The 11,673-nt window shown below is 33.0% G+C and carries 8 protein-coding genes and 3 pseudogenes; 8 read left to right on the top strand and 3 right to left on the bottom strand.

Annotated elements, in window-relative coordinates; genetic code table 11:
- Positions 1-121 precede the first annotated feature (121 nt).
- From KUG37_RS14045 to KUG37_RS14020, 6 genes and pseudogenes are all read left to right on the top strand, one after another.
- Positions 122-253 (top strand): annotated as a pseudogene (locus tag KUG37_RS14045) (DcaP-like protein); the annotation flags it as partial.
- Positions 254-1,062: 809 nt separating this feature from the next.
- Positions 1,063-4,431 carry a hypothetical protein gene (locus tag KUG37_RS14040; RefSeq protein ID WP_216937992.1) on the top strand — a complete coding sequence of 1,123 codons (3,369 nt, stop codon included), beginning with the start codon at positions 1,063-1,065 and terminating at the stop codon, positions 4,429-4,431.
- The gene (locus tag KUG37_RS14035; RefSeq protein WP_216937994.1) at positions 4,424-4,912 is read left to right on the top strand and encodes a hypothetical protein; all 489 of its coding nucleotides are present in this window, start codon (positions 4,424-4,426) and stop codon (positions 4,910-4,912) included. Before KUG37_RS14040 ends, KUG37_RS14035 begins: the two co-directional genes overlap by 8 nt.
- Positions 4,912-6,111 carry a hypothetical protein gene (locus tag KUG37_RS14030; protein ID WP_216937996.1) on the top strand — a complete coding sequence of 400 codons (1,200 nt, stop codon included), beginning with the start codon at positions 4,912-4,914 and terminating at the stop codon, positions 6,109-6,111. The genes KUG37_RS14035 and KUG37_RS14030 overlap by 1 nt, the downstream gene beginning before the upstream one ends.
- A gap of 35 nt (positions 6,112-6,146) precedes the next feature.
- The gene (locus KUG37_RS14025; protein ID WP_216937998.1) at positions 6,147-6,368 is read left to right on the top strand and encodes a hypothetical protein; all 222 of its coding nucleotides are present in this window, start codon (positions 6,147-6,149) and stop codon (positions 6,366-6,368) included.
- Between the two features lie 136 nt (positions 6,369-6,504).
- A complete protein-coding gene (locus tag KUG37_RS14020) occupies positions 6,505-7,020 on the top strand; it encodes a hypothetical protein (protein ID WP_216938000.1) in 516 nt (171 codons plus the stop codon).
- Between the two features lie 89 nt (positions 7,021-7,109).
- Here KUG37_RS14020 and KUG37_RS14015 read toward each other — a convergent pair whose 3' ends face one another.
- Positions 7,110-7,607: a hypothetical protein gene (locus KUG37_RS14015; RefSeq protein WP_216938002.1), complete on the bottom strand. Its 498-nt coding sequence runs from the start codon at positions 7,605-7,607 to the stop codon at positions 7,110-7,112.
- Positions 7,608-7,694: 87 nt separating this feature from the next.
- Here KUG37_RS14015 and KUG37_RS14010 point away from each other — a divergent pair, with 87 nt between their 5' ends.
- Both KUG37_RS14010 and KUG37_RS14005 read left to right on the top strand, forming a co-directional pair.
- Positions 7,695-7,904, top strand: a complete 210-nt coding sequence (locus KUG37_RS14010) for a helix-turn-helix domain-containing protein (protein WP_216938004.1) — start codon at positions 7,695-7,697, stop codon at positions 7,902-7,904.
- Between the two features lie 107 nt (positions 7,905-8,011).
- A pseudogene (locus KUG37_RS14005) lies at positions 8,012-9,167 on the top strand (IS3 family transposase).
- Between the two features lie 19 nt (positions 9,168-9,186).
- Here KUG37_RS14005 and KUG37_RS14000 read toward each other — a convergent pair.
- Positions 9,187-9,463 (bottom strand): annotated as a pseudogene (locus KUG37_RS14000) (transposase); the annotation flags it as partial.
- Positions 9,464-9,580: 117 nt separating this feature from the next.
- Complete coding sequence (locus tag KUG37_RS13995; RefSeq protein WP_254202714.1) at positions 9,581-11,536, bottom strand: hypothetical protein; 1,956 nt, start codon at positions 11,534-11,536, stop codon at positions 9,581-9,583.
- Between the last annotated feature and the right edge of the window lie 137 nt (positions 11,537-11,673).

Here is an 11,673-nt window from a genome sequence, read left to right as displayed (position 1 = left end):
CAATTACTTTTATGGCTTCAGCTTTAAATTCTGACGTGTAAAAATTTTGCTTTTTTCTCATGGTAAACTCCTGATGAGTAAGTATAGTTTACCAAGTTAAAGTCTCCGCTTTTTTCAGCACATATCAGTTATGTATAACCCAGTCAAACCCATTACTTTTGGTATGGAATATGTCTATGGTGAACGTGAGACAGTTGAAGGTAAAACCGGAAATGATAACCGTATAGAAATCATGGCGAAGTATGATTTCTAGAGCAAGAGCAATAAAGGAATAGAGAAATTTCTCTATTCCTTTCTATATTCTCAGTTTGATACTCTAAGAAAGAAATAATTCTAAATGGACAATTATTTATGGGAAATAATTAAAGCCTATGATCAGTTTTAATAATAGAAGGCTTGACAGTTCTAAGGAGTAATCATTATTCTATATCAATATTAATGAACTTATTATCACTTGTTATTTACTTAACTTATGTTCACCTAAAGTCCAGTTCATAATTTTATTGATGAATAATTAATAAAAAATTTAATAACTTAGATGGCTTAATTCTAATTTTTTGACTTTCTAAGTTCATGAACTTATAAGATTTGGCTGTTTATACAAACTCATAATCGGAAAGTACGACACAATATGTCGCAAAATTGTATATAAAATAATTTGATTGTATGAACAGTCCAAATAGATCGTTATGAGTTTTTATTAATACAAATAAATTTATGGATAGTAGAAAATAAAAATCTAAAAGAAATGTTAAAAGCTTATCTGGGGGAAGGAAAATTTTATCTTTTTAATGGCAATAAAGAAGAAAAGTAGAAGATCCCGCCTCTATGAAATTATCATCTAACCCTGTTCCAAGACTATCATAGCTTAATTCATTCCAAGAGATTGAATGTTATCTTAATTCAAAATTTGAAATTATAACTTTATTAATCAGGTGTTTATATCATTGAAATTGAAATTTATGATAATTGATCTAGTCATCTTATTGGACTTAGTCTAAAAACATAAATTGTAAAATTCATGATAAAATTTGATAAATATATGAAAACCAAGTACTCAACATGGCTAAAAAAAAAGTAATAAAGCAATCCAAAGCTAAACTTGAATTTAGGAAAGGGCAATCACGTCAAATTTTTCCACTTAATACTTTGATTAATTTAAGAAACAGTATCTCAATTGGTGAATATAAAGATTGTATCAATCAGTTTTGTATCTTTGGAAACATCGATGCAACTAATTTATTAAAATTAGGTCAAGCTAAACCAGAGAATTTAGTTTGCCAATATATTAATTTAGATCCTTTACCATTGAAAAACGAATTGCATTGGGCTGTTCACTGGTTGTCCTTACAAACAGAAGCTATAAATATCTATGTAACAACCAGAAATAAGATACAAAATTTGATCTTAGAAGATCAATTTGAGCAAGCTATAGATGTTCTTGATACTTTTACCGAGAATCATGGGTGGAGTTTATGGGGTATAGAAATTAGATGTGTGCTGGAACAAACTGTTAATGGAATGACTGGCCTGACAGAATGGTTAACACCATTAAAGATAGCATCAGGAAATAGGTTAAATGGATTGATATACGAGATCCTAAGTGATCGGTGTGAAGACACTTTTTCTTTTTATTCTTTCTATGCAAAGTGCAAAAACTCATTTCCACGTCTTAAGAATCTAGGACCTTGGGTAATTCCTTATTTGGAATACCATGCTTTATCTCAAGTAAATCATGTTGAAGATACATTACCTATCATAATATCTAAAGAGATTACTTCATCATTAATAGATTATTATGAAATTGTTGTTGATAGCTTGGTTTATATAGCAGTCGATAAAAGTATGTATCATCTAATGCCAACTGCAAAAATAGTAATATTAAAGTTAATTGAATGTGGAATTAATGATAGTAGATTAAATAAGCTTTTAAATTTATTTATAGATAGTGAAGAGGTTAACTTTGTTTTAGATGATTCTATTGAAGATAACTTATTAAAATCATTAAATTTTAGCTCCACTAAAAGTATTGAAAATGACAACACTTTTAAGGCTATGATTATTAGCTTATTTAAAGAGTGTGAAATACATGGAAATACCGCTCAAACTCAGATAGATAAACTTATAAAGTTGGGTATTTGCTATAAAAACTTAGATATAGGACAAGTTATAGTTAATGCGGCATGTCATTTCGTAAATTGTTCTATCGGATATACTCAGAGTCCTAATCTTTTTATATTCAATAATAAATTCAAACTTGAAGATATAACAAGCTTTTCCTTTGAAGAAGGTATTAAAATATTAAAACGATATATTTTGAATGATGATAATGAAATAATTAAAAATATTATTAACTTATCAGAAGGAAACTTTAATGATTGTAAAGTTAGTAAAAATGTTTTGTTTTTATGGTTGGCAAAACATCTATATTCGACAGAACAATATGAGAATCTAGATAGACTTCTGAGTGAATTAGATAAATTTGGTGATTTTTGGTCAAGAGAGGTTGCTAAATTTAGAGCATCTATTTTAAATTCTAAAGGCCATGTAATTGAAGCAATTGATTTAATTAATAATTGGTTAATTGAAAACCCAAGATATATTAGTGAGTTTGATGTCACTAATATTTTTGAAAACAGAAAGTGGCGGTTTTTTAAAGAATTAGATTTTATTAAAGTGGGATTAATATCCCATCATTCATATCAAGCTACTGATATAGCTGGTATTGGATATATTTGCAAAATGGCTTGTCGTTCTATCCTCGAAAGTGGAATGAGAGATAACATTAATTCTATATTTAATGACAATCTAGATATTCAAGATGAAATTATTCATTTCTTTGCAAATGTATGGATTGATGAGAACCTATCGTTATGCACTAAATTTGATACAACTGAAAAAGTTCGACAAGAACGTATAGAAATATTGCAGTTGTTACTACAATGGGATGCTGAAAATGCTTCCATTTATACAGATGAAATCAAAGATTTAACATTTGATCAGACATTGCAGAAAGGTTTACGTCAAATCGACCAAACAAGAGTATTTGTAAATGAATCAGCAATTAGTAGATGGGCTGAATCTGAAATACTGCCAGATTATAAACGTTGGATGACTGTAAAAGATTCATCATCAGGAACTCGAATAATTGACGATATTATTAGTCAATTTGCAGTTGATGCAAATAATCGACAATTACTTTTGGATATATCTGATGGTCAGCCTAATATCTCATCTGCATTATTAATTGAAATTGTAGATCGGTTGTATAAACGGTTTCTAAATGATCCTACTGATGGTTTAGATTGTTATCTGAGTTTACGGATTAGACACGGTAGCTTACGAGGAACTGTTTTTGGTCCTTTAGAAGAAAATAGATTACTTTATTTCCCAAGCGATATATCCAAAGAAGAATTTATAAAAATATGGGGAAATATCGTAGATTTTAATATTGTTAATATAGAAGAAGTTTTATGTTTCCTAGAAGACTTTTCTAAGAAGATCAAATTTTTGGTGGATGAGTTGATTAATGAGTTAATTCAAATTCATTCAATCGAAAAACCTAGAGGTGCATTCAAAGACAATTTGAGCCCTGAATTTCTCAGAATAATCAGTAGCTTGATAGAAGAGTCGAATTTATCATTCTCAGCATTTTTAGCTAATTGCTATTTCTTATTTTGGAAAATTGTCGAATTAGCTTTGAAAGACCTTAATTCTTATATTGCAAATGACTTTAAGGATAAGATTAAGCAGGAATTTGATGATTTGATTGGTAAATTGCGTAGTTTAAATAATCGGTCAGCATTATTGCCGATGATAACAACACTTCAAAGTGTTTCAACTGATACTCAAATACAATGTGATATGATTTCTGATTGGTTCAGAATTCCAGCTCATGTTGACGATGAAGATTTCCAATTACCTGATGCAATTGATATTGCACAAGCAGCCACACAAAATGTTTATCGAACTTTAGATGCAATATTCAGACATGAAAACACTATCAAAATTCCTCTCACGACATCAGCTCTAGCTGTTTTGACTGATTGTTTATTCGTAATTTTTGAAAATGCTTGGAAACATTCAGGGCTTGGATCAGCTTTAGAATATATTGATATTGAAACGCAATATGATGAGTCCAATAAACTTCTAACTTTTATAATTTATAGTGATCTATCCGAAGAGCGAAAGTTAGTATTGAATGCAACTGAAATTCAGCGTCTTAAAGAAAAATATATTCGTACTTTGCCAATCCATTTGGTTAATCGAGAAGGTGGTTCAGGATTTGCTAAACTTGCAAGATTAGTTCGGTTTGTAAATAGAGCACAATGTCCTTCGCCTTTTAATTTTGGTCTTAAAGATTCACGTTGGTTTGTACAAGTTACAGTTCCATTGTATGAGCGAGAAGGGAGATTTGAAGCTTATGAATAATGGAAAAACTGTACTAGTAATTGAAGATGACAAGCCGAAACAAAAATCAATAATGTCTTTTTTACGATCAACATTGTGTGCTGACATTGAAATCATATCTGTTGAATCCTTATCTAGTGCCATTGATGAGTTATCTACGAAGACAGTTATTTTAGCTGTAGTGGATATGTCGATCCCTCAATATGATATTGCAAAGGATCGACTCGGAGGTGGAAAGCCTCAAGGTTTCGGGGGAGCAGATGTTTTAAGATTCATAGATAGTGAAACAGATGATACATACACTGTTGTTTTGACGCAGTATGAAGAATTTAAATTACCACAGATGGAAAAGAAGCATGATCCAAGAGGGTTACAAGAGATATTAAAACAGGAGTTGGATGAACGCTTTTTAGGAGTGATTCATTACACAGGTCAATATGGGCCATGGCAAACTGCTTTAGCTCAAGTTTTAAAAAATCTCAATTTGGTAGCAAATAAATAATGCATGTATTACTTGTAGACGATGATTATACAAAGATTGAACGGCTTAAATTTTTTTTGATCGATCAAGGTATTGATGAAAATGATATATTAATTGCTACAGATGCAGCCGATGCGAGTAGAAAATTAAATAAAAATAAAATTGATTTAATGTTGATAGATGTTTTACTACCTGCTCGAAATGGTGCTATACCCCAAGCAGATAGTAGCATTAATTTACTTAGACAAATAGTTGAAGATGAAGTTCTCCCAACCCCAACTCATCTTCTCGGTGTAACGGCTAGTGAAGAAACTCGTAATGAAGTTGACCATCAGTTTAAAGAACTAGTAACAAGTGTACTTCATGTGTCAGCCGATCAAGATAATTGGAAAGGTGTACTCCAACAATATGTTCAGCGTTTATTAAGAACGGAAAATGAAAATACATCTTTCATTTATGATGTAGTAGTTCTAAATGCATTAAGAAAGCCAGAGTTGGAAGCAGTATATAATAGTTGGCCACTTGAGCTTTCCGATGAAAAACTTGTAGGTTCAAATATTAACTGTAAAAGTGGATACTTAAAACTAAGCGGTGATAAGACATTAAAAATTGCTTGTGCTCATTTAAATCAAATGGGGCCTATCGCAGCGACACACTCTACCGAAGTTGTTTTAAAACTCTTCAAGCCAAGAGTCATCATTATGACAGGTATTTGCGGAGGATTTTCGGATGCAGTATCGGTTGGTGATGTTGTGATTGCTGAAAAAAGTTGGGATTGGCAATCTGGTAAATGGACAGAGGATTGGTCATTACAAGCAGCTTCTGATCCTAAAGAAGCTAGTAATGAGTTAGTTTCTTTAGCAAGAACACTTGATGTTGATATGCAATCATTTTACCAACAATATACTGGATGCAGGCCAGCAAATCATCCCAAATTAATAACTGCACCTATGGTTTCAGGTAGTTCAGTCGTTGCTTCCGCAGACATTCAAAAGGTCTTTAGAAGCCAACATAGAAAGATGGCAGCTATTGATATGGAGTGTTATGGCCTCTATTACAGTTGTGCTAACCATCATGGCCAGCCCACCAAAATGATATGTATCAAATCCGTTTCTGATTTAGCAGATCGAGAAAAAGATGATAATTATCAAAGTTATTGTAGCTTTATAAGTGCAAGAGTAGCTCTAAGGCTAATTGAGAAATATTTTAAATTGATCTAACAGAAAAGCTCATTCGTGAGCTTTTTACTAAAGATTTGTCTGATATCAATTTTTCAGAAAATGAAATTGCCGAATTAGTAAGTGCAACTGCTCCTCAACGAGAAGAACCAGGTGGGACTTATTCAGATATTTGTACTCGTTTATATCCAACGGCAGTTCCTTTAGTATTTCCTGAGTGGCATATCAGCTATAGACATCAAAGCTCTTTTATGGGGCTAAAAAATGTAGTTGGTACGATACAAAGTCAAACTCAATAGATAAATTTTTACATCCTACTCTAAAAGGAGATCCAATACTCTGCATGATGCAAAGTATTAGGCTGAATTATTCAGATTAGTTTATTCAATTGAATAAGTTATATAATTAATATAATTTTCAATTGGTATTATTAATATGACAAATAGGATTAATTCTGAACAAGCAGTTGAACATGCTTGGAAGTACTTTGAATTACATTCAAACCAAAGAATTACAATGTTTAATTATTTTCTTTTTATCGTTGCTGGATTAGGCACCGCTATAGGTGTCTCCATTCAGTCTTCAAGTACCTTTGCTTACATAGGAATATTTTTATCCATTTTCCTAAGTATTACCGCATTTGTTTTCTGGAAGCTAGATCAAAGAACATCTTTTTTAATTAAACAGTCTGAAGAAGTTTTTAAAAGATTAGAAAGAAATTCTTCTATTGATATTGGAATATTTTGTAATGAAGAAAGTAACCTTATTAAAGCAAATATGGGAAAAACACTTTTAAGTAAAATTATAACTTATGGCTTAATATTTAGAGCAACTTTCTTAATTATGGGACTAATTGGCCTTATTGGGGCCTTGGTTTTTAGCTTAATAGTTTTTGAAAAAGTCTCTTTTGAAACACCCAAAAAGACTGAGACCACGTTAACTTATAAATAAGTAATAGCCATGTGCATATCTTTGCACAAGGCGACATAATTTGATGCTTTGAAGATGATCGCTTACGATTACTGGTGCTTTTCGAAAGATTAGGCCTTTGATAAATAATTAATTAATGAAACTATTGCACGCACTTTTATTTCTAAATACTTGATTCTATGTATCTTTAAGTGTATTAGCTGTTCGATTTTAGTTTGAATATCAGAAAATTGATCTTTTAACTCTTCTAATGCAGTAATTTCTTCTTCTAATTTAATAAGCTCGCTTTCAAATTTCAATTTTTCTGTACTTATCTTCTTAAGTATCGTTAGTGACCCGAAACAGAATGATGAACGAAATTCTTGTAATTTATTATTTTCATTATATTTAGTTAGATTATATTTACTTTTTACGATATCAACATCCAAATATCCTTCGTTAGATAGTCGAACTATCAATCGATATACACTTTGATAATTTATATTATTGTCGGCCACGTTTAAAAGCTTAACTTTTTCCCAAAAATCTTTAGTCTGCCAAGATTCAATCTTATAACTACAAAGAACTGATGAAAGCTCTCTAAACATTGGTAAATTCTGTATTTCCATGAATCAAACACAAATAAAATGAGGATTATAGTCCGTGGATTAAAACACTTCAATTCCTGATAGTTCTGATATTTATGGTGTTGAACTATGAAGCAGGAATTAGCAATTTTAATTGGCACTAAAATAAGAGAAACTCGGAAAAGTAAATCGATTAGCCAGGAACAGTTGGCATTACGAACAGCAATTGATCGTAGCTATCTAGGCCGAATTGAAAGGGGAGAAGTCAATATAACAGTCGAGAAGCTTTATCAAATATCACAAACATTAGAAGTTGATCCTAAAAATCTACTCCCGTGATAAATACTTTTTCAGAAGATGTGGAGCTAATAGATGATCAATCTGAATAGCCACCGATTTTGTAGACACCTTTTAGTTAGATAAAATGGCTAATTAACGAGGTGCTTATGAGCAGTAAACGATACCCTGAAGAATTCAAAATTGAAGCAGTAAAACAAGTCACTGAGAAAGGTCATAGTGTGGCTGAAGTTGCTACACGTTTAGGAACCACTACACATAGTCTGTATGCTTGGATCAAACGTTATGATCCACAGCAGCCCAAGACAACAGAATCTAGTGATCCAACTACAGAATTAGCGAAATTAAAAAAAGAGCTGCAAAGGGTCACTGAAGAAAGGGACATATTAAAGTGAAAGCACTGCTTTCACGCCGCTTCGCAAGCCAGTCCAAATGAGGTACGCCTTTATTCGGGACAACCAACATATATGGTCTGTTCGTCGTTTATGTTCAACGTTAGATGTTCATCACAGTGGTTATTACGCCTGGTTAAAGAAACCTACCAGTATAACTGCGAGGAAGCGGCAACAGCTTTCAGGATTAATTAAACAGTTCTGGTTGGAATCTGGCGGAGTCTACGGTTATCGCAAGATTCATTGTGATTTGAAAGACGTTGGCGAAAGTTGCGGTATCAATCGAGTACATCGACTCATGAAGGCGAATGGTCTCAAGTCACAGCGTGGCTATCGCAAACCTAGAGCTAATGTTAGTACTCCATCGATTGTGGCTCGAAATACTTTAGACAGACAGTTTAACCCCACCCAGCCCAACCAGTTGTGGGTGACTGACATCACTTATATTCGCACTCATGAAGGATGGCTGTATCTTGCAGTAGTAATCGACCTATTCTCACGGCTAGTCGTTGGCTGGTCTATGAAGTCGAGAATCACAACAGATCTGGTTTTAGATGCTCTACTGATGGCTTTGTGGCGAAGAAGCCCAAAGAACAAAGTCCTGATTCATTCTGATCAAGGTAGCCAATACACCAGTCATGAATGGCAGACATTTCTCAAGCATCACAACCTTGAAAGCAGTATGAGCCGGCGTGGAAACTGCCATGATAATGCTGTTGCTGAGAGCTTCTTTCAGCTGTTAAAGCGAGAGAGGATCAAGAAGAAAATCTATGTGACAAGAACTGAAGCAAGGTCGGATATCTTTGAATATATAGAGATGTTCTATAACTCAAAACGCAGACATGGTTCCAATGGTCAGCGTTCTCGATTAGATTATGAAAAGGCCCATCAAAAGATGGTTATGTGTGTCTAGAATTTTGGTGGCTATTCACTTGGCATGATCTGTCAGAAAGTACACATGCGCTTTTTTAAGATGTCATTGACTTCCCTAAGCTGTTTGACTTCTTTCTCTAATTCCAAGATCCGCTGTTGTTCTGGTGAAAGTTGACGTTTGCTTGAACCCACTGGATTGGCTTCACGAATCCATTTGTCTAAAGTTGAATAACCCACACCTAATTTCTGGGCGATTGCAGCTATAGGCTCGTGTGAGTTTGAAAGTGCATAATCAATTGCTTGCTGTTTAAATTCAGGGCTAAAACGTTTGGCCATTTCTTGGATCTCCAAAGTTAACGTTACGTTATCTTTAGAGGGAAGTACTGTCCATTATTTTGGCTAGGATCAAATTCGGTTCGTAAATAATCGTCATAACATATTAAGTTTAATAAACTATGCTAGCAATCCACCATCCAATTTTTCAGTCATATTTCTTATAAATGAATGATTACTAGCCAAAAGTTCATCCCACATATCAAGACAATACCCCAGTGTTTCATCATCGTCATCATTTTCTGCTTGATCATATAATTGCTGAATGACTCTCGTAATAGCATTTGTATCTAAATTATTCATTAACTCTTGAGTTTTTAACTTAAGAATATTTTGAATCATGACAATAATAAGGTCACTGAATTGACCCATTCCTGTCGGGCTTTCTTCTATAGAGTGCAAGACATTATAAACATTATGATTTAATGCATTTGAGTGCACATATTTTTCAAAAAACTCTCTAGCATATCTTTTTGACCAAAATTTTTGGTTGAAGAATTTCCCCATTTTTTTTAGGGTTTCCTCGTTTTCTGAATTAACTAAGATCTCAAATATTTTTTTCATTTTTGAGTGATCATATCCTTTGGTATCATCACCTAAGAGTTGGCTAATCACGGAAGCATAGCCCCAAAGACTTTCTTGATTTTTAGAATCTAGACTTAGCTGTAACTCTGCTTCAAATAAATCATTGAATAACCATCGAGCAATGATTTGTTTATGACCTTCTTTTCTTACGTCTTCATACTTAGATTCAAGCATAGTTTTGACAACAGAAATAAATGACTCTCTATACTGACCAGTGAAAGCATTGTTAAAATAATAATGAAAGCCATAACTTAGAGTATTTCGAATGTCTTTCTTACATAATTCTATGAATTTATCGAAAGCATAGTCCTGGTCATAGTTATACATAGGTAATAACAGATCAGCAGTTGCCATTCTCACCGCTGCATGTTCATCGTTCAGTGCATTCTCAATGATATATTTATGTGAAAGTGCATATTCTTGATCATCCCAAAATTTACCAGCAAGACCTGTATATGCAGATCCTCGTGTACAATTAATAGTATTACCTTTTAAATCACGGCTTGAGATTTCATCCAACTGATCTGGATAACCTACTGTATGGATATTCAATTTATTAGGTAAAGGGTCATCTGCTGATTTCGCGATATTTTCTAGTAAATTTATGTACTTGGGAGATAACACATTGATTTTTGCTGAGAGCAAGCTTTCAAGTTGTCTTGAATACTTTGAAGCTGAAAAATGATCAATCACTTGTTCAACCAACTCAATAGGGCAAGGCTCCCATGTTTCTTTTAACTCATCTGGAACTCGATTAAGATCATTATCTCTAAGCCCATAATACAAGGCGTTAATGTAATCCTGAGGGATATCGATTGGTAGGGTTAAAGCAAACTTTGCATAACGTTGAGGTTCACTAATTACTGCACTTTCAAAAGCATTTGAAAATTGATGAATACTCGCTTCTCTAAGGTCTCTTCTGAACTTATTCTTGCTGAACTTACTTGGATCAGTAGTAATAAGTTTTTTCCAAGCCTTGTTTGAAAGCATGAGAGGGTTTTTAATAGGAGAACTTACAAATCCTCCAACACCATTTGAACGATTACAGAAATCATCTTCAGTATATTTTTCAAATTTGCGTCTAAGGACAGCAATTAACTGCTCTGACTCAATTGTAATACGTGCTACATCTAATTTAGGTAGTAAATGATATTGTGTTTTTCCCCAATAAGGCATGTAGTAATTTTCACGTGTGTATTCTAAACACCGTTTAATTTGATCTACATGATAGTCCGGGGGAAAGAAATAGATAATATTTTCAAGTTGTTCAAACTTATTTTGACTACAATGCGGGGAGAATTTTTCAATTACTTTCCCAGCCAGCTTCCAGATTGGTTCTTCATTATTATTCCCAAGTTTAAATTTTTGATTTGGGTTGTCTAATAACCACTCTATCACTTCATCAGCATATTGAATGTCTAGATTTAGAAGTACATTTGCATATATACGATTAAAAATCAGATTAATAGTTTCTTTATATGGACTGAGCAACTGAAGTAATTGATATGTGCTGAAAAAAGCGGAGACTTTAACTTGGTAAACTATACTTACTCATCAGGAGTTTACCATGAGAAAAAAGCAAAATTTTTACACGTCAGAATTTAAAGCTGAAGCCATAAAAGTAATTG

This window comes from Acinetobacter sp. BY419 (assembly GCF_019038395.1).
Taxonomy (GTDB): domain Bacteria; phylum Pseudomonadota; class Gammaproteobacteria; order Pseudomonadales; family Moraxellaceae; genus Acinetobacter.
The sequence above is the reverse complement of the archived record's forward strand: the minus strand, read 5'-3'. Positions and strand labels throughout refer to the sequence as shown.